Below are 21,021 nucleotides of genomic sequence, written 5' to 3' on the forward strand. Positions count from 1 at the left end.
GCCACCCCGCGCAATGGGCGCGGGGTGGCTTTTTTGCGGCTGTCAGTGGCCAATGGGGAAAGGAGGCCCTCCGGGGGGCCGGGGAAGGGCTTGCCTGCGGCAAGCCCCTCGTATAATAGAGTTGTACCAGATATTCCCTTTTATAGTGAATTACGGTACGATTAGAATGGAGCTGTGGATCGGTTGCGCGCCCCTACCGCTTGACGGTTTTTGTAGAGTCCGACCACAGAATTCATTCAATTTGTTAATGAGTTGGATACCGCTCGACGGTTCATATCTAGCGAGGATACATTATGATGAAGTCTCTGTGGCTTTGATGCACAGCTGCCAATTCAAAAAAAGGAGGTTGATTTTTATGCTTTGTGTCGGAATTGACGTTGCAAAGCGGAAACATGACTGCTGTATCATTGACTCGGATGCATTGAAAACAGTTGAATCTTTTACATTTCCCAATTCACGGGAAGGCTTTGACATGCTCCTTTCCAAGATTTCTGAACTGGGCATTCCAAAAGATAAAATAAGAGTAGGATTGGAAGCAACCGGTCACTATTCCTCGAATCTCGCCCATTTCATCTCAGAACATGACCTTCCACTGCTCACTTTCAATCCGCTTCTCACGAATAGATACAAGCAAGGATTCAGCCTGCGTAAGACCAAGACTGATAAAGTCGATGCCTGCGCTATTGCACAGATGATTGTGTCAGGGAAAGGTTCCCAAACCTACTCTTCTTCATTGTACCATAACGAGGAAATGAAATCACTCTCTCGTTACAGATCTCAAACCATGCAGAAGTGTTCCAAGCTAAAGATATCAGTTTCCCGTCTGGTTACGATTTTATTCCCAGAGCTGGAAGGGCTGACATCTTCCATCCATCTTGCTNGCGTTGAGGTCGGGGGTTGTGGCTGGGGTGCGGATGGTTCGAGGTTGCCGAAGATTGGGAGATCGCGGATGGAATGAAAACGAACCCTCCGGGAGGCCAGGGAAGGGCTCGCCTGTGGCAACCCCCTACAGCGTTGAGGTCGGGGGTTGTGGCTGGGGTGCGGATGATTCGTGGATGTCGGGGCTGTATGACGGGCTGGGGATGTACCCGGGGGTTCCGGTTTGCAGGAGGGACTTTGACACCAACGGCGTAGGGGTTCCCCGCAGGGGAACCCTTCCCGGCCTCCCGGAGGGTCAAACCAGCAAATTTGCAAAAATATTCTGTCATGTTATAATATATAAAATCATAAAATAAACATATGTTTGTAAAAGGAGGCCTTTTATGTCATTCACTCACACCCTTCATCCCAGCCGAAAAAACATCCGGCTTTCTCCTATGGTTTACCAACTGTCCGGGCTGACTTTCCTTACGGTGTGCACGCTGGACAGGGAACCTCTATTTGGATGTATTGAACAGGGAGTTCTGCATCCTACGGAATTTGGGAATCAGGTGGCGGCTCATCTGGATTGGTTTGCCAACCGGTATACGGGGATGGAAATCCTGCAATGGGTGGTGATGCCCAACCATATCCATTTATTGGTACTCCGAAATCAGGATAGGGCAACCATTTCCCTGGCCGGATTCATCAACCAATTCAAAGGTTGTACAACCAGGGTGTGCGGGCGTAAAATTTGGCAGCGTGGATATTACGACCATTTGGTAAGGACGCCGGGGGATGCGGTCCGGATCATGGAATATATAGGCAACAATCCAAGGAAATGGGAGTTGGACCAGTATTTCGGAGAGTGAAGACGAACCCTCCGGGAGGCCAGGGAAGGACTCGCCTGCGGCAAGCCCCTACAGCGTTGGAGTCGGGGTTGTGGCTGGGGGAGGATGGGTCGTGGATGTCATAGGTTGCAGGGTGCAGGATGGAATGACCCTCTTGGGTGGCCAGGGAAGGGCTCGCCTGCGGCAAGCCCCTACAGCGTTGGGGTCGGGGGTTGTGATTGTCAGGGGTTGTATGACGGGCTGGGGATGTACCCAGGGGTTCCGGTTTGCAGGAGGGACTTTGACACCAACGGCGTAGGGGTTCCCCGCAGGGGAACCCTTCCCGGCCTCCGGTCGGGCCTGTTTCCTTCAAAAAAACAGGCCCCAGCCGGGACCTGTTTTTTCCTTTCTTCATTCCACTATGGTCCCTCCCCCCAGGACCACTTCTCCGTCGTACAGCACGGCGGCTTGGCCGGGGGTGATGGCCCGCTGGGGTTCGTCGAATTGGACGGTGAAGGTGTCTTTCCCAGTGGGGATCACGGTAGCGGGCTGGGCTTCCTGGCGGTACCGGACTTTTACCTGGCACCGGACGGGGCCTTCCGGCACTTCACCGCTGATCCAGTTGGCGTCCTGGACCTTTGCCTCCCGGCTGAACAGGGCCTCGCTGGGGCCCACGATGACGGCGTTCTTTGCCGGGTCGATCTTCACCACATACAGGGGATAATCGGGCTGGTTCAGGCCTAACTTCTTGTGCTGACCCAGGGTGTAATAGATGATCCCTTTGTGCTGGCCGATCACCTTCCCTTCCAGATCCAGGAAGGGCCCGGGCTGGGGCTTGTAGTCCAGGATCCGCTGGACCGCATCGGTGTACTGGCCGTTGGGCACGAAACAGATGTCCTGGCTGTCAGGCTTCTGGGAATTGATGAACCCGTTTTCCGCGGCGATTTCCCGGGTGTGGGTCTTGTGGTATTCCCCCAGGGGGAACTGGGTGTGGGCCAGCTGGTCCTGGGTCAGGCTGTAGAGCACATAGCTCTGGTCTTTGGCCGGGTCCGTGGCCCGGAGCAGCTGGTACTTCCCTTCCGGGGTCTTCTGGATCCGGGCGTAATGGCCGGTGACCACACAGTCGCAGCCCAGTTCCAGAGCCCGCTGGTACAGGGCGCCAAACTTCAGGAACCGGTTGCAGTCGATGCAGGGGTTGGGGGTGTGGCCCCGGGTGTAGCTCCGGGCAAATTTTTCCATGACGTCTTTTTTGAATTCTTCCGTGTAGTTGAACACGTAATAGGGCATATGGAGCCGGGCGGCCACGCTCCGGGCGTCTTCCACGTCGCTGAGGCTGCAGCAGGTCTTGGAATTGCAGCCGGCATCCGGGTTGTTGTACAGTTTCATGGTGCAGCCGATGCAGTCGTACCCCGCATCCTGCATGAGTTTGGCGGCTACGGAGCTGTCCACTCCGCCGCTCATGGCAATCAGTGCTTTCATGATGCATCCTTTCTGTTATAGACGGTGTTCCAGCTTCCGGAGCCGCTGGACTTCCCGGATGACAGTGGCGGCCGTCCAGTCCACCTGCTCCCGGGTGATGTCGTCTCCTAGGGAGAACCGCAGGGAGCATTTGGCTTCTTCCGGAGTGCAGCCCAGGGCCAGGAGCACATGGCTGGGTTCCGGGGATCCGGAGGCACAGGCGGAACCGGCGGAGACGCAGATGCCGGCCATGCCCAGCACCGGCAGCAGGGCTTCGGCAGGGACTCCGTCAAAGGCCATATTCAGGTGGCCGGGGAGCCGGGGCACTTGACCGCTGTGGACTCGGGTGCCGGGGAGAGCCAGGAGCTGCTGTTCCAGAGTGTTCCGGGCGGCGGCCATTTTCTCAGCGTGGGCATCCAGATTCCGGGCTGCTTCTTCCAAGGCAGCGGCCATGCCCACGATGCCCGGTACGTTTTCTGTTCCTGCCCGTTTTCCTCGTTCCTGTTCTCCACCGAAAATCAGGCTTTCTAATGCAATGCCTTGCTTGGTAAAAAGGAATCCAACCCCTTTGGGTCCATGGAATTTATGAGCAGAACCAGAAAGGAAGTCGATATCCCCGTTTTTCAAGGTCACCGGGATGTGCCCCAAGGCTTGGACCGCGTCGGTGTGGAACAGGGCCCCCTGGGCGTGGGCCAGGGCAGCCAGCTTTTCGATGGGCTGGAGGGCACCGGTCTCATTGTTGGCGGTCATCACGGACACCAGAGCAGTTTCCGGTGTGAGGGCCTGTTCCAGGGCTGCCGGTTCCACCTGGCCTTCCCGGTTTGCCGGCAGCAGGGTCACAGAGTATCCTTCTGCCTGGAGGGCCTCCAAGGTGTGGAGGATGGCGTGGTGTTCGATGGCACTGGCGATGAGGCGGGTGCGGCCGTGGGCTTTTCCCCAGGCGGCAGCGGTGCGGAGGGCTTGGTTGTCGCTTTCACTGCCTCCGGAAGTGAAGGTGATCTCCCGGGGCTGGCAGCCCAGCAGCCGGGCGATGGTTTCCCGGGAGGCGATCAGGGCCCGGGAGGCTTCCTGCCCCAGGGGATAGGTGCTGGAGGGGTTGCCGTACTGTTCTGTAAAATAAGGCAGCATGGCCTCCAGGACCTTGGGCAGGACCCGGGTGGTGGCTGCATTGTCAGCATAGACGAACATGGTGGTGCTCCTTTGTAAATTAATATCATATCATTATACTACAGGTTGGAAAGACTGGGAATTCCTTCTTTTTCCTCTTGCTTTATTTCGTGCTCCATGCTATACTTTTAAGGCTGTATATATTATATATACTTCTTCTGCCCTCATGGTAGAGGAGCAAATCCAAAGGAGGAGGTGATTTCGTGAATAACTACGAAGTCATGTACATCGTTAAGCCGGTAGAAGAGGACGCTTTCAACGCTGTTGTAAAGAAGTTCGATGACCTGCTGGTGGCTAACGGCGCTACGATCGAAAAAACCGATAAGTGGGGCAAAAAACGTTTGGCATATGCTATTCAGGACTTCAATGATGGTCTGTATGTCCTGACCACCTTTGCCGCTGAACCTGCAGCCGTGAAGGAACTGGACCGTGTGATGAAGATTACGGACGATATCCTGCGTCACATGATCATTCGCAAAGGCGAATAAGGAGGCTGGGTGTATGAATCGCATTATCTTGTTAGGCCGTCTCGTACGGGATCCGGAAGTCCGGGTCACTCCTACGGAAAAAACGGTCTGCACCTTTACTCTGGCAGTTGACCGTCCCTTCACTGCGAAGAATGGTCAGCGGGAAGCGGATTTTATCAACATCGTTACATGGAATAAAACCGCTGAATTATGTGGGAACAGTTTGACCAAGGGCCAGAGGGCTCTGGTGGAAGGACGGCTGCAGATCCGCAGCTACGATGGCAAAGACGGGAACAAGCATTATGTGACGGAAGTCATTGCGGACCGTGTGGAATTCATCGAACGGAAAGGCACCGGCAATCCTGCTGGAGGCCAGCAGAATTCTCCTTCCCAGAATCATCCCTCTCAGGGCGGCTCTGCCGATCCCATGGGGGGCTTTGGCTCTGAAGTAGGTTTTGACGAAGAGATCCCATTCTAAAAGGGAGGATAGAGAATAGCTATGATGAAGCGTGAAAGAGGAAATCGGAGACCCAGAAGAAAAGTCTGCTCCTTCTGCGTCGACAAAGTCCAGGAAATCGATTATAAAGATGCAGCCAAGCTGCGCAAGTTCATCACCGAACGGGGCAAGATCCTGCCTCGCCGGATTTCCGGTACCTGTGCAAAACATCAGCGTCAGCTGACCATTGCCATCAAACGTGCCAGAAACGTTGCGCTGCTGCCGTTCACGGCAGAATAAGCCGGATGACAGAGACAGACCCTCCGGGGTCTGTCTTTTTTTTGCCAAATATTGTAAAATAGAAAGGAAACGCTGAATAAGCTGCCAATGGTCAATGGCGGAAGGAAGCCGGCTGCGCCGGCAGTATCATGATGGAGGAATATCGCTTTGCAGTACCATAAAACTTCTTCGCTGGTGGAATCCGGCATCCTGGCGGCAGTGGCTGTCCTTTTCACCCTGGTGGGAAATTACATTCCAGTGCTGGATCTCATCGTCAGCATCCTGTGGCCTTTGCCCATCATCCTCTGTGGCCGGCGGAACGGGCTCAAATGGAGCATCCTGTGCCTATTGGTCACCGGCTGCGTGGTGGCGGTGCTGCTGTCCCCCCTCCAGGCCTTGACCCAGTGCCTGATCCTAGGGCTCATCGGCCTTTTCATGGGGTATGCCATGCGGAAACAGATGACGCCGGTACAGACCCTCCTGATGGGCAGCCTGGGGGCCCTGCTTTCCACGGTGCTCAGTGCCCTGGCGGCCTACTTCTTCATGCATGTGAATGTGATCGAAGTGTTCTTCCAGTCCATCGATGAGTCGGTCTCCATGAGCAGTGAGATCTTCCAGACCTTGGGGATGAGCGGCTTCAGCGAGACCCAGCTGGCCCAGATGAAAAAGATGTTCGAACTGATCCTGCCGGCGGGGGTGCTGCTCAGTGCTCCCATCACCGCCATCGCCAACTATTGGGCGGCCCGGAAGATCCTGGGCCGGCTGGGGGATTATTACCCCTGGTTCCCGCCTTTCGCCTTGTGGAAGCTGCCCAAATGGCTGCTCCTGCCCTATGGCATCGGCATGATGCTGATCTTCTTCGGACAGAACTATCAGGATTCTCTGGTGTATCGGGGCGGGGATACCTTGTACATGATGATGAACATGCCGCTCCTGGTCCAGGGGCTCTGCCTGATCCGCTGGTATGTGGAATACCGCCGTTATCCCCGGATCCTGCTTCCCCTGAGCCTGCTGCTGACCTTTACCCTGCCCATCGCTTCTCAGCTGGTGGTGGTGCTGGGGGCCTATGAAATGGTCTTTGATCTGCGGAAAATCCGGAAACCGGACGCGAAAAAGCCGGAATAGAGGGAGAGAAAATGGACGATAAATCACGCCGGAATCTCTGGCAGTCTGTGCGCATCGGGGTGGCCCTCCTGGGATCTGCCCTGGTGGTCTACGGGATTGCCGTGAACCAGGCTATCTGTACGGCAGTGGGATTCCTTTCCGTACTGCTGGTCTATTACCTGACCTTTCGGAGCAACCGGCTCCGGGAAGCCTGGTTCAACCATTCCATGACCACGGTGGTCCGGAATATCGAGCGGGCCAACAATTATGCTTCCCAGCGGNGTGCTGGGGGCCTATGAAATGGTCTTTGATCTGCGGAAAATCCGGAAACCGGACGCGAAAAAGCCGGAATAGAGGGAGAGAAAATGGACGATAAATCACGCCGGAATCTCTGGCAGTCTGTGCGCATCGGGGTGGCCCTCCTGGGATCTGCCCTGGTGGTCTACGGGATTGCCGTGAACCAGGCTATCTGTACGGCAGTGGGATTCCTTTCCGTACTGCTGGTCTATTACCTGACCTTTCGGAGCAACCGGCTCCGGGAAGCCTGGTTCAACCATTCCATGACCACGGTGGTCCGGAATATCGAGCGGGCCAACAATTATGCTTCCCAGCGGATCCCCATCGGGATCGGGGTCTTTGACAAGGAAGGCCATCTCCAGTGGCGGAACCGGCTGTTCAACGAATTCATCGCGGTGGATGTGCCCCTGGCTACGCCTTTCGAAAAGGTGCTGCCTCCTCCGGACAACAACTTTGCCACCCTGCGGCTCCGGGATGCGGACAAGCAGATCAAGATCGGGGACCGGATCTACAAGATGCTGGTCCGGCGGATCCAGATCACCGACAACCCGGAAGAAGATACGGGGCTGGCCCTGTATCTGACGGATATCACGGACCGGGAACGGCAGAAAAAACGGTACGAGGAAGAACGGCCGGTGGTGGCCTATGTCCAATTCGACAATTATGACGACGCCATGAAGGGGCTGAATGAAAATGAACGGGCCAGCCTGATCGTGGATGTGACCAAGGCCATCGGCGGCTGGGTGGAGGAGGTCCACGGATATTTCCAAAAGTATACGGAAGACATGTTCGTAGTAGGCCTGAGCCGGAAAGGGCTGACGGATACCATCAGCAAGAAGTTCCAGGTGCTGGACCGGGTCCGGGACATCAAAAGCGGGAACCGGATCAGCCCCACCATCAGCATCGGGGTGGCCGCGGACAGCCGGAACCTGTCGGAAATGAGCCAAAAGGCCCAGGCTGCCCTGGATCTGGCCCTGGGCCGGGGCGGCGACCAGGCTGTGGTCCAATTGGGGGACGATATGAGCTTCTATGGGGCCCGGGGTTCCGTCCAGGCGAAAAACACCCGGGTGCGGGCCCGGATCGTGGCCCAGGCCATCCATGAGCTGATGGTCAGTGCGGACCAGGTGTTCATCATGGGCCATGCCAATGAAGATTACGATGCCCTGGGAGCAGCCATCGGAGTGGCCAAGATGGCCCTGACCCTGAACAAGAGCTGCTGCATCGTCACCAGCGGCCAGGGGCCTTCCCTGAAGAAGCTGGAGACGGTGTCCAAGGACCAGAGCGACCGGTATCTGTCCTTGTTCGTGGATGAGGAAGAAGCCCTGAAACGGATCACTCCCGGCAGCATCCTGGTGCTGGTGGATCACCATCGGGCCATGCTCAGCGCGGCTCCCCGGGTGCTCCAGGCCATCCGGAGACGGATCATCATCGACCATCACCGGCGGGCGGAAGACGCCATCACCGATGTGATGCTCCAGTACATGGAACCTTCCACTTCTTCCACCTGCGAAATGGTCACAGAGATCCTCCAGTATTTTGAAAACAAGCTGCAGTTTTCCGAAGTGGAAGCCACGGCCCTGTATGCAGGGATCCTGGTGGACACCAAGAATTTTGCGGTGCAGACCGGGGAACGGACTTTCGAAGCGGCAGCGTTCCTGCGCCGGAACGGAGCCGACCCCCATATGGTTTCCCTGCTGTTCAAAGATGATGAACATACGGTGCTCACCCGGGCCCGGATCATCACCGAGATGAAACAGCCCCTGCCCGGACTGGCTGTGGCGGTGCACCAGTGCTCTTGCCAGGATAAGGATACGCCGGTGATCGTGGCCCAGGCGGCGGATGAATTGCTGACCATGGATGACATCCGGGCCAGCGTGGTTTTCAGCCAGAATGAAAAAGGAGTCAGCATCAGTGCCCGCAGTGACGGTTCCGTCAATGTGCAGGTGATGATGGAAGAACTTGGCGGCGGCGGCCATCAGACCGTGGCCGGGGTGCAGGTCAAGGGCGTGACGGCGGAAGAACTGATGCCGAAAGTCCTTGAACTGGCCAAAGAACAAATGAAGGAGAGCGATACAGATGAAGGTAATCTTGCTGCAGGACATCAAGAAATTGGGTAAAAAAGGCGATATCATCGAAACGGCGGAAGGCTATGGCCGGAACTATCTGATCCCTCGGGGCATGGCGGAAGAAGCCACTTCCCGGAACCTGAACCAGGCCAAACAAGATATGCAGGTGGCCAAACACCGGGCTGCCCAGGCCCATGACGAAGCGGTGATCCTGGCTGCCCAGCTGGAAAAAGTTACCCTCCACATGAAGGTGAAAGTGGGGGCCAACGGCAAGCTGTTCGGCTCCATTGCTTCCAAGGATGTGGCGGATGCCCTGCTGACCCAGACGGGGATGGAAGGCGTGGACCGCCGGAAGATCGAGATCCCGGAAACCATCAAGAGCCCGGGGGTGTACACTGCGACGGCGAAACTTCTGCCGGACGTGTCCGCGAAGTTCAAGGTCGTTGTAGAAACGGAAGCATAAAAATGAACCCACCACCAGCCCCAGGCTGGTCCCCCGCCCTTGAAAAGGGCGGATAGACAGGACAATGGCTGTCTTGAGAAGGGGATCGGCACCTCTGTGATACGGTGGTGGGTTTCTTTTCAGGAAAGGAGGACTGCCCTTTGGAAGAACGTATTCCCCCTCAAAATATCGAGGCGGAACAAAGTGTGCTGGGAGCCATGCTCCTCAGCCGGGAAGCCATTGACAAGGCCGGAGAAATCCTGTCAGAAGACGATTTTTACCGTCCGGATGACCGGATCATCTTTTCAGCCATCATGGATCTCCACAGCCGCAACGAGGCGGTGGATCTGGTCACCGTCACCGAAGAGCTGCGGAAAATGGGGAAGCTGGATACCATCGGCGGGACGGCGGCCATCACCGCCCTCAGCAATGCCGTGCCCACGGCCGCCAATGTGGTGTACCATGCCAAGATCGTGGAAGAGAAGGCCCTGCGCCGGCAGTTGATCAATGCGGCCACAGAAGTGGCGGCCAGCGGCTATGAGGAAGAAGAAGACATAGCCCAGACCATCGACCAGGCAGAACAGAAGATCTTGGCCGTGGCCAACCGGAAACATGCCGGGGGCGTGGTGAAGATCAAGGACATCGTCAAGAGCGCCATGGCCCGGATCGAGGAACTGTATGATTCCAAGGATGCTTATACCGGACTGCCTACCGGATTCACGGATTTCGACAAGATGACCAGCGGTCTCCAGCCCTCGGACTTGATCATTGTGGCAGCCCGTCCTTCCATGGGGAAATCCTCCCTGGTACTGAACATCGCGGAACATGTGGCCCTCACCGGGGGCAAATCCGTGGCTTTCTTCTCTCTGGAAATGAGCAAGGAACAGCTGGTCCAGCGGCTCCTTTGCTCAGAAGCGGGGATCGATGCTTCCCGGCTGCGGATCGGACAGCTCCAGGAAAACGAGTGGCCCAACCTAGTCAGCGCGGCGGATAAGCTCAGCTCCGCCAAGATCATGATGGATGATACCCCGGGGATGACGGCCCTGGAGATGCGCTCCAAGGCACGGCGGTGGAAAAACGAGAATGGCCTGGATCTGATTATCGTGGACTATCTGCAGCTGATGCAGGGGTCTTCCAAACGGGCCAGCGACAACCGGCAGCAGGAAATGAGCGATATTTCCCGGTCCTTGAAGGGACTGGCCCGGGAGCTGAATGTACCGGTAATCGCCCTTTCCCAGCTGAGCCGGAGCGTGGAGCAGCGGACCAGCAAACGGCCCATGCTCAGCGACCTGCGGGAATCTGGGGCTTTGGAACAGGACGCGGATATCGTCTGCTTCATTTACCGGGATGATTACTACAATCCGGATACGGAACAGAAAAATGTGGCGGAACTGATTGTGGCCAAGCACCGGAACGGCCCGGTGGGCACGGTGCAGCTGTTCTTCCGGAAGGACATCACCCGGTTCTATGATCTGAGCAAACAGCAGGGGTGAAAAGGTGCTGCTGCACGGGTGGTATTCCCGCCTGTGCAGCAGCACCTTTTTATCAAACAAAATATACTTGTCATTGCGAAGCGTTCGGTAAAATGATACAATAAAAAAGCAGCGGGAACGGTGTGTTCCCTCGTTATGCCATTTTTTTGTTATACCTAAGGAGGAAGTATTGTGATTCCACGTTATACCAGTAAAGAAATGGGTTCCATCTGGACGGAAGAAAACGAAGACCGCAACATTGTCAAAGTTGAAGTCACGGCCTGTGAAGCCATGAACAAACTGGGCATTGTACCGGATGATGCGCTCCATGACATCCAAACCAAAGCGGATTTCGACCTGGACCGGGTCCATGAAATCGAAAAGACCACCAACCATGACATCATTTCTCTGCTTACTTCTGTGGCTGAACATGTGGGCGATGCTTCCAAATATATCCATAAAGGCCTGACCTCCAACGATGTGAAGGATACGGCCATGGGCCTTATGATGAAACATTCCGCGGAAATCCTGATCCGGGAAGAAAAAGAACTCCATGAGATCCTCAAGAGCCAGGCCCAGAAATACCGGCATACCCTGTGTGTGGGCCGTACCCATGGGATCCATGCAGAACCCATGACCTTCGGGCTGAAGTTCCTGCTGTGGATGTCTGAAACGGAACGGAACATCGAACGGCTGGAAATGGCCAAGAAATACATCTCTGTGGGCAAGCTCAGCGGTGCCATCGGGACTTATTCCAACATCGATCCGTTCGTGGAAAAATATGTGTGCGAAAAACTGGGCCTGACCCCTGTGCCCATTGCCAACCAGGTCGTCCAGAGAGACCGCCATGCCTTCTATCTGAGCACCATTGCCGTGTGCGGCGCCACCCTGGAAAAAATGGCTACGGAAGTCCGCCACCTCCAGCGGACGGAAGTCCGGGAAGCCGAAGAATACTTTGCCCCCGGCCAGAAGGGCTCTTCCGCTATGCCTCATAAACGGAACCCCATCACCTGTGAAAAGATCTGCGGCCTGGCCCGTGTCCTCCGGGGCAACGCCGAGGCGGCCATCGAGAACGTGGCCCTGTGGCATGAACGGGATATTTCCCATTCCTCCGTGGAACGGATCATCCTGCCGGATTCCACCATCCTGCTGGACCATATGCTGCGGAAGATGAAGGACATCATGGGCAAGATGCTGGTTTACCCGGATGCCATGCTCCGGGACCTGAACCTGACCGGCGGCTTGATCTACAGCCAGAACCTGCTGATCGCCCTGGTGAGCAAAGGGGTGCTCCGGGAAGATGCCTACAAGTGGGTGCAGCGGAATGCCATGGCCCGGTGGATGGAAGGCGCCGATTTCAAGACCAACGTAGAAGCGGATCCGGACATCGACAAGTACCTGACCAAAGAAGAAGTGGAAGCCTGCTTCGAACCGAAACATATGCTGAAGCATGTGGATGAAATCTACGCCCGGTTTGGAATGTAACCTGAAAGAAGGAGAACTCTATGTCATCTGTTGTTGTGATCGGTTCCCAGTGGGGGGACGAAGGCAAAGGCAAGATCGTTGACTACCTGGCCCAACAGGCCGATGCGGTGGTCCGCTATTCCGGCGGCTCCAACGCCGGCCATACGGTGGTGGTCAATGACGTTTCCTATAAACTGCGTCTGCTGCCCAGCGGAATTTTGTACAAGGAAAAGACCTGCATCCTGGGCAACGGAGTGGTGATCAACCCCCGTGTGGTGCTCCAGGAAATCGCTGAAATGAAGGCCAAGGGCGTGGATACCAGCAACCTGCTGATCAGCGACCGGGCTCATGTGGTATTTCCGTACCATGAAAAACAGGATGAACTCCAGGAAGCAGCCCTGGGAGATGCCAAGATCGGCACCACCAAGGGAGGCATCGGCCCCTGCTATATGGATAAATATGCCCGGACCGGGATCCGTGTCTGCGACCTGATGAACAAAGAAGTCCTGGCAGAAAAACTGAAACGGAACCTGGCAGCCAAAAATGCCCTGTTCACCAAGGTGTACGGTGCAGAACCCATGGAATATGAACCCATGCTGAAGGCTTATCTGGGCTATGCGGAAGAACTCCGTCCTCATGTAACGGATACCAGCGTGGCTCTGGGGAATATCTTCGACGCCCACAAGAAAGTCCTGTTCGAAGGGGCCCAGGCCACCTTCCTGGACATCGACTACGGCACCTATCCCTATGTGACCAGCTCCAACCCCACCGCTGGCAATGCAGCCACTGGCAGCGGCGTAGGACCTCGGTTCATCGACCATGTGGTGGGCGTGGTGAAAGCCTATACCACCCGGGTAGGGGAAGGCCCCTTTGTGTGTGAACTGTTCGATACCGACGGCCCGGGGACCTATCTCCGGAACACCGGCCATGAATTCGGCACCGTCACCGGGCGGCCCCGCCGCTGCGGCTGGCTGGATGCCTTCATGGTGAAATATGCCGCCCGGCTGAACTCCATGGATGCCCTGGCTATCACCCGTCTGGATATCCTGGACGGCCTGGATGAAATCAAGATGTGCACCGGCTGGACCATCGACGGAGAGCCCATCCAGCACATCCCGGCGGATCTGTCCATCCTGGCCAAGGCCAAACCGGTGTATGAAACCTTCAAAGGCTGGAAAAAGGACATTTCCGGCGTCCGTTCCTATGGGGACCTGCCGTTGGAAGCCCAGGCCTATCTGAACCGCCTCAGCGAAGTGGTGGGTGTGGAAATCGGCATCGTATCCGTAGGCCCCAACCGGGATCAAACCTTCTCTTTGAAGGAATTCTTCTGAGAGATAACAAATCACTCTGCTAAGGGTGGAAGAAATCTTTCAAAAAATAAAAACAAAAGCGAGAAAATCCATTGGTGATTTTCTCGCTTTTGTTTTTATGGAGGTTAAAGAACTACCAAATTAAGAAAAAAACTCCCGCAGATGTGAGATGTAGGCTTGATAGGTATCAAAGTCTTTGCAAGCTTCTGCATATAACAGATTCGTCTGTAGCTGGTAAGGGGTACCGTCTTTATGGAGTAAGGGTTTGCTATAGAGCCCGTCTTCTTTGTAAAGATGTGTGTAGGGAATAATGGCCCAACCCAGCCCCTGCATGACAAGGGCCTTTAAAGTCAGGGAATCACCGGAAAGCTGGATTTTGGAGCGCTTTGGGAGATCTTTTTCAAAGTATTCTTCCAGCCAGCTGCTAAAAGGGGTAGAGGTAGGAGAATCATTTGTCAGGTAGGGCATGGTATGGAGCAGGGTGTTGTTAATGGGGTAAGCAGAAACAATGATATGAGGCTCGGTAAAAATCGTTTCTACAGGACCGTTCCATTGAGGTTTGCCCCGGGTAATGGCCAACATGAGTTGGCTGGCAGCAAGTTTGTGGATCAATTGAATGCTTGAATCAATGGTAATGCGAATCATGATACCTGGATATTTTGTGTGGAAATCCTTAATTTGAGCGGCTAGTTCATGCATGAAAAAATTGCCAGTAGCTCCAATTTCAATGGTTCCGGAAATTTCTTCTCCTTTTGAATTGACCTGGCTGTAGATGTAGGAATCATATTGCAGCATCAAATCCGCAAATGAAAGAAGGCGGAGACCTGCACTGGTGAGGGATACTCCTTTGTTGTTTTTACTGAACAGGGGAGTCCTATATTCTTTTTCCATCCGGCGAACCCGATAAAGGATGGCTGGGGAAGAGATATAGAGCACTTCTGCAGCTTTTGTCATACTGCGTGTTTCATGGAGGACACGAATCAAATTCCAATCCAGTTGATCCATAGAATTTCCTTTCTGTCATTTTGCATAAGCTTCGTAATGCATTCAAACAGGTATATTAAATATTGTTTAATATACCTGTAATTATTATAATATTCTCTTTTCTACAGTCAAGAAGTACAATAAAAACAAGAAGAAAGAAAATTCCAATTACAATCTATTTTACTAAATGCTCTGTTCATAGAGCTGAAGGAAGGATGAATGGCGGAATGAAAAAGGAAGTATGTGTATTAGCCGTAGCCGGGATGCTGGGATCTTCTTTTGATGAGAAATCTTACCAGTATGCATTGGAAAAACATCCGGATATCATTGGTTGTGATTCTGGGACCTGTGACTCCGGACCGTTTTATTTGGGAGAAGGGAAACCTCGGATGAATCGAAAAGCTGCCAAAAGAGATTTGGAATTGATGATCCGGGAGGGTGTTGCTAGAAAAATCCCTGTCATCGTAGGCTCTGCAGGAACAGCTGGCGCGGATCCCAATGTAGACTGGATGATTGATATCGTCAAAGAAATTGCAGCAGAAGATAAATTGCATTTCAAGTTGGCTGAAATCAAAACAGAACTGACAAAAGATCAGCTGAAAGAATATCTGGCCAAAGGACGAATCAAACCGTTGGATGGTTGGGAAAACTTGGATGACAAAAAGATTGACGAAATTTCCCGGTGTGTTTCCGTGATTGGGGCCGAACCGATGATTGAAGCTTTAAATCAGGGAGCCAACGTCATTATTGCCGGCAGAGCTACGGATACCTCCATTTATTCTGCAGTGCCTATCCGAGAAGGGCTGGACAATGCATTCGCCTGGCATGCAGGAAAGGTCCTGGAATGTGGGACCCTTGCATCGGTCTTTGAAAAATATCATGGGAGTATGATGTCGTGGGTTCGGGAAGATTCCATGAGCATTGAACCGGCCCATCCGGAAATGGCAGTTTCTCCGGTTTCGGTGGTATCGCATACTTTATATGAAAATTCAGATCCGTTTCATTTAGTAGAGCCCGGACGGATATTGGATATCAAAGATGCAGTATATGAAGCAGAGAATGACCGCAGAGTGAAAGTTACCGGCAGTACAATGAAAAGAACTCCTTATACTGTAAAAATCGAAGGAGCAAAGTTTGAGGGCTACCGCCGAGTAGCAGTGGCTGGTGTGCGTGATCCACTGGTCCTTAAACAGATGGACAGCTGGCTGAAAGAAGTAGAAAAAGCAGCACGGACTAAGATCCAAAAGGGTATGCAGCTGGGCAAAGATGATTACCGTTTCCGGTATCTTGTTTATGGGAATCCCAAAGATGATAACACGGAAACTGTTGGAGTGGTATTTGACATCCTTGCCAAAACTCCACAGGATGCAGATGGCATTATTTCGAATGTATGGCATACGGCTCTTCATGTGCCCATCCATGATTGGGAAGGCGCTCAGAGTCAGACGGCGTTTCCCTTTTCTCCTCCCAGCCTAATGACTATGGAAAATGGCAAGACTTACAGCTTTTGCCTAAACCATGTAATCCAAGTAGATGATCCTTTGGAAACCTGCAGAATCAAATATTATGACCTGTAAGAGGAGGAATGCAGTATGACCAAACTTTATGAAGGTGCAAAATTGATTCGTTCCAAAAACGCTGGTCCCTTTGCCATTACTTTCGATATCATTTTTCCAAGCCATGAGCAGTTCAAAAAAATAGCCAGCTGTCATGCGCTGGCGGTAGAGCATGTGGCAGCACTCCTCGGGGTTCCGCTGGATAAGATCAAGAGGTATGACCTGCCTCTGGCCAATGCCATCAAGTTCTCCATTGTGCGAAAGTATCCGGCTGGAGATTTTTTGGATGACGATCTTTACGGCTGCCAGGAACACAGATTTCTTGTGAATCTGGATGTGCCAGATGAGGTACGCGTGTAGGGTGTGGAGGCAGTGAAAATGATGGAAAAACAGAAAATCCTGCAAAGTGCAGCACCTGAAGAAGTAGGAATTTCTTCTAAAGATTTAGCGGCTTTTTATGCAAAGCTAGATTCCTGCGGAATAGAATTTCACCATGTTTCTATTGCGCGCCACGGTAAACTCATCGCTCAAGGAAGTTGGAATCCTTATAAAAATGAAATACCCCACATGACGCATTCTCTTACGAAGCTGCTTACCAATACAGCAGTAGGAATTGTCTGTGATGAGGGAGTGATATCCCTTGATGATAAAGTCGCATCATTCTTTCCTGATGAAGTCCAGGGAATCACTGACAAAAGGGTCTACCGGATGACCGTTCGGGACCTGATTACAATGAGATGCGGACATGCTCATCTCATTAGCGGGAACAAATGGCGTCCCATCAAGACCAGCTGGGTTGCAGAATTCTTTAAAGAACCGCTTGCGTATGAACCTGGCGTTCATTTTCAGTATACGAGCGCAACCAGTTATATCCTGAGTGCCATTGTACAAAAAGTAACCGGGAAAACCACCTTTGAATATCTGTATGACCGCCTGCTGAAAGATATGCAGTTCGGAAAGATGAGGTGGGATAAATGTCCTCATGGTATCTGTTCCGGAGGGAATGGCATTACCATGACCAATGTAGATGCTCTTAAAATTGGGTTGTTGTATTTGAACGATGGGATTTGGAATGGAAAACGTTATCTTTCCCATCAATGGATCCAGGAAGCAATGGTGGATTCCTGCAAGTTAAATCCGGATACCGGCTACGGATTCCATCTGTGTAATGAAGATGGCGTTATCAGCAGCGGAGGGATTTTTGGACAAACGGTCGTCATGGTACCCAAACTGGATATGGTGGTTTCTATCAATGCCGCACATCCTGGGAACCGGCCCAATGCGCTGGATAAGGCGATGAGGGACTTGCTCGAAAAATATCTGTTTTCTATCGTTCATGAAGACGCATTGCCTGAAAATCCAGATGCCTATGAAAAGATGAAGAACTACCTTGGACAGCTTGATCTGCCGTGCCCTGAATCTTTCCAAGGACAGTCTTTTTCCGATTTTCCTAGCGGTCTATATAGGGCGGAAGAAAATATCGATGGCATAAAAAACTTTTCTTTTGCATTTGGAAAAGAGAATCTGAATTTTACTATGACAGATGCAAGAGGAACGCATAGCGTGCTTTGCGGATATAGAAATTGGGAGTACACAGAAAGTTCCATGACAGGGAATTATCTCCATCATCAATATCAGCCTGACTGTACGCCTGTTGCTGCTAAAGTGTTTCGAATCGATAAAAATACTCTCGTCATGAAATGGGCCTGGGTAGAAATGACTTTTGTGGATACAGTAGTGTGCAATTTTGAAGGGGACCGGCTGCGTTTTAAACGCTTTGTGAATGTAAATACCCAAGATACGGAACGGCCTGAAGTTATTGCTTATCGGGAACAACAGTAGAAAGGGAATCTATCATGAAAGCATATCAAAAAATCGGACTGTTTGCCGGACCATTGGCATTTTTATTACTCATGCTGGTACCAGGCAGTGGATCTCTCAGCATCTGGGGCGTACGTTGCCTTGCCATTGTAGCATGGGTCCTGATTTGGTGGGCTACAGAAGCCGTTCATTATGGGATTGCTGCAGCCCTCCCCATTATCTTATTTCCTTTGACTGGAATCACCAAAGCATTGAAATTCAACCCCAATCCTCAATTTGTATCAGGTACCGTTCTACTAGTTGTTTCGATGTTGTTGATTTCCAATTCGATTGTAAAATGGAATCTCCATAAAAGGATTGCGTTGGGAATTTGCCTTCTATGTGGATCTAAAATGTCATCTGTGATTTTAGGCTTTGTATTGGGAACTGGGATTGCTTCGATGTTCATGTCCAATACTACTGCTACGACCATGATGATTCCCATTGCATTGGCTCTTTTGGAATCACTGAAACTCAGAGAGGGGTCCCAGTTTAAAAAGGCATTAGTGATGGCCATTCCATTTGCGGCTAGTTGCGGAGGTATTGGAACGATGCTTGGAGGGGCAACCAATCTCACTGGCATCGGAATTATCGGACAAATGACCGGAATTACCTTTAGCTTCAACGACTGGCTAAAAGTCGGCCTGCCTTTTGTTATTATTCTGCTTCCTGTTTTGGCTTTGTTCCTCATCTTTGCCTTTGACGTGCGGAAAGATAACGGGACAGTGGATGTAAGTGTCGTTCGAAAAAAATATGAAAACCTTGGACCCATGAGCAAGGGAGAAAAAATGACGGCGACTCTGTTTCTTGCGGTTGTAGCAGCCATGATTACCCGGGTATGGTGGGGAAAGTATATCCCTGTTATCAATGATACAATGATTGCAGTGATAGGAATCATGCTGTTTATGGTGACACCAGTAGACTTGAAAAAAGGTGAAATGCTCCTTGATGCAAAAACGGCTTTTGCAAATTTTCCAGCTCCTGTAGCTTTGCTTGTAGGTTCTTCTTTGGCTTTGGGAAATGCTATGGCAGTCTGTGGTGTGACTGACTGGATTGCAACCCTTCTCAGTGTGTTCAATGGAATTCCTTCGATGATTTTGGTCATCATCATGGCTACTTTAGCAGCGATTGTTTCTGAATTCTGTACCAATCAGGTTGTAGTAGCTGCATTTTTACCAATCATGTATTCTTTTTCCAATGCTATGAACATGAATCCTCTTATTTTGATGGTGACAGTCACCGTCAGTGCAAGCTTTGCTTTTGCACTTCCTTCCGGTACGCCTCCGACTGCTATTGCCATGAGTACAGGAGAGATTGAACTTGTGGAAATGATTAAATATGGATTTCTGTTCAAATTGATTGCTATCCTGCTTTTCATTCCGGTGTTTTACTTTATTACTCTTGGTTTATTTAAACTGGGTGCCTAAAGAATTCAGCAGCTATTGGGACGCTCTGGGATGCTATTTGGAACGTAACTGGGAATGGCTGACTCCTCTGCCGCTGAGGGAGGGAATGGAAGACTGTCGGAAAGGCCTGGGGACTTGTGAAAGCAACCATCGGACGTATACCTATCGGATGAAGAAACAGGGACGGCGCTGGAGCTATAGAGGCGGCCTGGCAATGGTCAAGGTGATCAGTGGTCTGAAGAACGCTGACCTGGAGCAGGCCCTGGCAGGAGATTTGTGCGTTATGTCGCTGAAAACCCGGAAAGAGTACCGGAATGCGGTGCGAAAAGCGGTGAAAAAGCCGATATTCGTCCCTCACGTAGGTGCCCATCAGTGCAGAATTGCCAATTACGGTCCCAACAGCAGTCCCATGGAACAGTTGGTTGCAGCACTGAACTGGTGATAAGGACGGTCCCAAAGTCCGCCTTGTGAGGGGCGTAAGCAGGCGCCCGACGCTTCAACGGCGTTGGCGGTCGCTTATGCCGTAGCTGGGGACCGTGCGGAGCACGGTGGTGGGGGCATCGGCGACAGCCGATACTTCGCAGGACCGGCCGAAAACAAGGGAGTGTCTGGCAGAAGTAGAAATATGATGACCGCAGTATCCATTGCTGTCTCTCAGGTAAATAGTTTCCATACCACCGTCAAGGTATTCGGTCCTTTCAGGACCTCATGCCCCCACCACCGGGCAAGCCCGGTCCCCCGCTCCTGCAGGGCGGACTTGGCTTCCGGCCTTGCTGGTACTTTGTACGAGTATACGTCGATACCCCGGGAGCTGGGAGGGCAGGCCCAGGAGGAGTCGGCGGGATAACATCGACAGTGGTCGCTTAACGGGTGGAGCACGCGGGCGAAACCATTTGGCTTCCTGGTCCGTAGCCGCAGCCTTTGACCGTCAGGGCAAGGCGATAGGCTGTGAGCCTCCCGCCAGGGACGAACGGGTCTGCCCTCCCAGCGGAAGGGTGAGGTGCAGGTCAGTACGGGTATAGGAGGACTTTTCCCCTCTGGGAGGCCGGGACGGGTTTGCCTGCGGCGAAACCCCTACGTCGTCTCCGTTGAAGCAACGATAAAAAATTTTTGACACTATTTCTGAATAACTATACGGCAATGAAGGTTTCACCGAGAACTTGTTGACACATACAAGGCGAAGAAAACCCTTGCGTTTTCTTCGCCTTTTTGCTATACTATACAAGCTTTCTCTTTGAGGGAGCAGGGGCAGAAGTGCTCATTCCAGTCCAACTGTTTCAGGTGGAACATTTCTTGAAAAAAGTTGTTGACAAGAATGATTGAATCTGCTAATATATAATAGCTGTCACTGAGACGGCAAGACGAACTTTGAGAACTGAATATTGTTGACAGATGTGCGGGTCAAGTCACCTTTACGGTGATGAGATCGAGTCACCTGGATGACAACCAGGTTAAAAAATCAAAGCTAGTTTTTCAAGAGCCAAGCGGCTCTTCAAAATATCTATTTTGGAGAGTTTGATCCTGGCTCAGGACGAACGCTGGCGGCGTGCTTAACACATGCAAGT

General features: G+C 52.4%; 20 protein-coding genes and 1 rRNA gene. 17 read left to right on the forward strand and 4 right to left on the reverse strand.

The features are described from left to right. Positions 1 to 355: 355 nt before the first annotated feature. On the forward strand, positions 356 to 958 hold the full coding sequence (locus tag BQ2657_RS12570) for an IS110 family transposase (protein ID WP_075578817.1): 603 nt from the start codon (positions 356 to 358) through the stop codon (positions 956 to 958). Positions 959 to 1,262: 304 nt separating this feature from the next. Continuing rightward, entirely contained in the window at positions 1,263 to 1,730 is a 468-nt protein-coding gene (locus tag BQ2657_RS00130; RefSeq protein WP_075578819.1) for a transposase, read from the forward strand. Between the two features lie 369 nt (positions 1,731 to 2,099). Here BQ2657_RS00130 and mnmA read toward each other — a convergent pair whose 3' ends face one another. Continuing rightward, a complete protein-coding gene (gene mnmA / locus BQ2657_RS00135) occupies positions 2,100 to 3,167 on the reverse strand; it encodes a tRNA 2-thiouridine(34) synthase MnmA (protein WP_075578820.1) in 1,068 nt (355 codons plus the stop codon). Positions 3,168 to 3,182: 15 nt separating this feature from the next. After that, positions 3,183 to 4,334 carry a cysteine desulfurase family protein gene (locus BQ2657_RS00140; RefSeq protein ID WP_075578821.1) on the reverse strand — a complete coding sequence of 384 codons (1,152 nt, stop codon included), beginning with the start codon at positions 4,332 to 4,334 and terminating at the stop codon, positions 3,183 to 3,185. 182 nt (positions 4,335 to 4,516) lie between these two features. Between BQ2657_RS00140 and rpsF the strand changes: the two genes are divergently transcribed. From rpsF to BQ2657_RS00190, 9 genes are all read left to right on the forward strand, one after another. After that, positions 4,517 to 4,801, forward strand: coding sequence for a 30S ribosomal protein S6 (gene rpsF / locus BQ2657_RS00145; protein ID WP_012937438.1), 285 nt, complete (start codon positions 4,517 to 4,519; stop codon positions 4,799 to 4,801). A 13-nt stretch (positions 4,802 to 4,814) separates the two neighbouring features. Continuing rightward, positions 4,815 to 5,258, forward strand: a complete 444-nt coding sequence (locus BQ2657_RS00150; protein ID WP_075578822.1) for a single-stranded DNA-binding protein — start codon at positions 4,815 to 4,817, stop codon at positions 5,256 to 5,258. A gap of 21 nt (positions 5,259 to 5,279) precedes the next feature. After that, positions 5,280 to 5,516, forward strand: coding sequence for a 30S ribosomal protein S18 (gene rpsR, locus BQ2657_RS00155; RefSeq protein ID WP_012937440.1), 237 nt, complete (start codon positions 5,280 to 5,282; stop codon positions 5,514 to 5,516). A gap of 147 nt (positions 5,517 to 5,663) precedes the next feature. After that, complete coding sequence (locus BQ2657_RS00160) at positions 5,664 to 6,620, forward strand: YybS family protein (protein ID WP_075578823.1); 957 nt, start codon at positions 5,664 to 5,666, stop codon at positions 6,618 to 6,620. Between the two features lie 344 nt (positions 6,621 to 6,964). Then, positions 6,965 to 9,013 (forward strand): DHH family phosphoesterase, encoded by a 2,049-nt coding sequence (locus BQ2657_RS00170; RefSeq protein ID WP_075578825.1) that lies wholly within the window; start codon positions 6,965 to 6,967, stop codon positions 9,011 to 9,013. Further along, on the forward strand, positions 8,973 to 9,425 hold the full coding sequence (gene rplI, locus BQ2657_RS00175) for a 50S ribosomal protein L9 (protein WP_075578826.1): 453 nt from the start codon (positions 8,973 to 8,975) through the stop codon (positions 9,423 to 9,425). The genes BQ2657_RS00170 and rplI overlap by 41 nt, the downstream gene beginning before the upstream one ends. Before the next feature lie 140 nt (positions 9,426 to 9,565). Further along, on the forward strand, positions 9,566 to 10,897 hold the full coding sequence (dnaB, locus tag BQ2657_RS00180; RefSeq protein WP_075578827.1) for a replicative DNA helicase: 1,332 nt from the start codon (positions 9,566 to 9,568) through the stop codon (positions 10,895 to 10,897). Between the two features lie 171 nt (positions 10,898 to 11,068). Continuing rightward, positions 11,069 to 12,361: an adenylosuccinate lyase gene (gene purB / locus BQ2657_RS00185; protein WP_075578828.1), complete on the forward strand. Its 1,293-nt coding sequence runs from the start codon at positions 11,069 to 11,071 to the stop codon at positions 12,359 to 12,361. 20 nt (positions 12,362 to 12,381) lie between these two features. Then, a complete protein-coding gene (locus BQ2657_RS00190; RefSeq protein ID WP_075578829.1) occupies positions 12,382 to 13,671 on the forward strand; it encodes an adenylosuccinate synthase in 1,290 nt (429 codons plus the stop codon). A 120-nt stretch (positions 13,672 to 13,791) separates the two neighbouring features. On the opposite strand, the gene BQ2657_RS00195 is transcribed toward BQ2657_RS00190, so the two are convergent. After that, on the reverse strand, positions 13,792 to 14,655 hold the full coding sequence (locus BQ2657_RS00195) for a LysR family transcriptional regulator (protein WP_075578830.1): 864 nt from the start codon (positions 14,653 to 14,655) through the stop codon (positions 13,792 to 13,794). A 206-nt stretch (positions 14,656 to 14,861) separates the two neighbouring features. On the opposite strand from BQ2657_RS00195, the gene BQ2657_RS00200 reads away from it, so the two are divergent. The 5 genes from BQ2657_RS00200 to BQ2657_RS00220 all read left to right on the forward strand — a co-directional run bounded on the left by BQ2657_RS00200 (position 14,862) and on the right by BQ2657_RS00220 (position 19,898). Next, on the forward strand, positions 14,862 to 16,211 hold the full coding sequence (locus BQ2657_RS00200; protein WP_075578831.1) for an acyclic terpene utilization AtuA family protein: 1,350 nt from the start codon (positions 14,862 to 14,864) through the stop codon (positions 16,209 to 16,211). A gap of 15 nt (positions 16,212 to 16,226) precedes the next feature. After that, the gene (locus BQ2657_RS00205) at positions 16,227 to 16,550 is read left to right on the forward strand and encodes a DUF4387 family protein (protein ID WP_075578832.1); all 324 of its coding nucleotides are present in this window, start codon (positions 16,227 to 16,229) and stop codon (positions 16,548 to 16,550) included. Between the two features lie 18 nt (positions 16,551 to 16,568). Next, a complete protein-coding gene (locus BQ2657_RS00210; RefSeq protein ID WP_075578833.1) occupies positions 16,569 to 18,032 on the forward strand; it encodes a serine hydrolase domain-containing protein in 1,464 nt (487 codons plus the stop codon). A gap of 14 nt (positions 18,033 to 18,046) precedes the next feature. Further along, complete coding sequence (locus tag BQ2657_RS00215) at positions 18,047 to 19,477, forward strand: SLC13 family permease (RefSeq protein ID WP_075578834.1); 1,431 nt, start codon at positions 18,047 to 18,049, stop codon at positions 19,475 to 19,477. 85 nt (positions 19,478 to 19,562) lie between these two features. Continuing rightward, a complete protein-coding gene (locus BQ2657_RS00220) occupies positions 19,563 to 19,898 on the forward strand; it encodes a hypothetical protein (protein ID WP_075578835.1) in 336 nt (111 codons plus the stop codon). Between the two features lie 54 nt (positions 19,899 to 19,952). Here the strand turns inward: BQ2657_RS00220 and BQ2657_RS12935 are convergent, their stop codons facing one another. Next, positions 19,953 to 20,129 (reverse strand): hypothetical protein, encoded by a 177-nt coding sequence (locus BQ2657_RS12935; RefSeq protein WP_154667097.1) that lies wholly within the window; start codon positions 20,127 to 20,129, stop codon positions 19,953 to 19,955. 830 nt (positions 20,130 to 20,959) lie between these two features. Here BQ2657_RS12935 and BQ2657_RS00225 point away from each other — a divergent pair. Next, positions 20,960 to 21,021: ribosomal RNA gene (locus BQ2657_RS00225) — 16S ribosomal RNA — on the forward strand; the annotation flags it as partial.

The sequence above is a fragment of the Acidaminococcus massiliensis genome (assembly GCF_900095825.1).
Classification (GTDB): domain Bacteria; phylum Bacillota; class Negativicutes; order Acidaminococcales; family Acidaminococcaceae; genus Acidaminococcus; species Acidaminococcus massiliensis.

Bases quoted from the DNA above. Each gene is read 5' to 3' on its own strand.
- BQ2657_RS00130 (WP_075578819.1), top strand. From the start codon at position 1,263: ATGTCATTCACTCACACCCTTCATCCCAGCCGAAAAAACATCCGGCTT.
- mnmA (WP_075578820.1), bottom strand. From the start codon at position 3,167: ATGAAAGCACTGATTGCCATGAGCGGCGGAGTGGACAGCTCCGTAGCC.
- BQ2657_RS00140 (WP_075578821.1), bottom strand. From the start codon at position 4,334: ATGTTCGTCTATGCTGACAATGCAGCCACCACCCGGGTCCTGCCCAAG.
- BQ2657_RS00150 (WP_075578822.1), top strand. From the start codon at position 4,815: ATGAATCGCATTATCTTGTTAGGCCGTCTCGTACGGGATCCGGAAGTC.
- rpsR (WP_012937440.1), top strand. From the start codon at position 5,280: ATGATGAAGCGTGAAAGAGGAAATCGGAGACCCAGAAGAAAAGTCTGC.
- BQ2657_RS00170 (WP_075578825.1), top strand. From the start codon at position 6,965: ATGGACGATAAATCACGCCGGAATCTCTGGCAGTCTGTGCGCATCGGG.
- rplI (WP_075578826.1), top strand. From the start codon at position 8,973: ATGAAGGTAATCTTGCTGCAGGACATCAAGAAATTGGGTAAAAAAGGC.
- BQ2657_RS00190 (WP_075578829.1), top strand. From the start codon at position 12,382: ATGTCATCTGTTGTTGTGATCGGTTCCCAGTGGGGGGACGAAGGCAAA.
- BQ2657_RS00195 (WP_075578830.1), bottom strand. From the start codon at position 14,655: ATGGATCAACTGGATTGGAATTTGATTCGTGTCCTCCATGAAACACGC.
- BQ2657_RS00200 (WP_075578831.1), top strand. From the start codon at position 14,862: ATGAAAAAGGAAGTATGTGTATTAGCCGTAGCCGGGATGCTGGGATCT.
- BQ2657_RS00205 (WP_075578832.1), top strand. From the start codon at position 16,227: ATGACCAAACTTTATGAAGGTGCAAAATTGATTCGTTCCAAAAACGCT.
- BQ2657_RS00210 (WP_075578833.1), top strand. From the start codon at position 16,569: ATGATGGAAAAACAGAAAATCCTGCAAAGTGCAGCACCTGAAGAAGTA.
- BQ2657_RS00215 (WP_075578834.1), top strand. From the start codon at position 18,047: ATGAAAGCATATCAAAAAATCGGACTGTTTGCCGGACCATTGGCATTT.
- BQ2657_RS00220 (WP_075578835.1), top strand. From the start codon at position 19,563: ATGGAAGACTGTCGGAAAGGCCTGGGGACTTGTGAAAGCAACCATCGG.
- BQ2657_RS12935 (WP_154667097.1), bottom strand. From the start codon at position 20,129: ATGGAAACTATTTACCTGAGAGACAGCAATGGATACTGCGGTCATCAT.